Raw genomic sequence first — 268 nt, 5'->3', positions numbered from 1 at the left:
AGAGGACCAATTTGACGGACGGGCTAAACCCTCCGGGATCGAAGTGCACTCCATCGACTGGGTACCCGAATCCGAGCGACGGGGGAAGGTTTTGCACCTGGGCGCGATTTGGTTCGTCGCAAACATCAATTTGACCTCGATGGCCACTGGGATTGCGGCGCTAAGCATCGGCGCGGGCCTTATATGGACGGTGATCGCGACTGTGTTGGGGTCGCTGTTCGGGACGTTCTTCATGGCGTTCCACTCCGCTCAGGGGCCCCAGCTGGGG

General features: G+C 60.4%; 1 protein-coding gene. It reads left to right on the top strand.

The features are described from left to right. Positions 1-43: 43 nt before the first annotated feature. A partial coding sequence (locus tag SB724_RS20385) for a cytosine permease (protein ID WP_410572702.1) occupies positions 44-268 on the top strand: 225 nt, incomplete at its 3' end.

The sequence above is a fragment of the Bacillus sp. SIMBA_031 genome, assembly GCF_046535225.1.
In the GTDB taxonomy this organism is placed as follows: Bacteria; Bacillota; Bacilli; order Bacillales; family Bacillaceae; genus Bacillus; species Bacillus velezensis.
The sequence above is the reverse complement of the archived record's forward strand: the minus strand, read 5'-3'. Positions and strand labels throughout refer to the sequence as shown.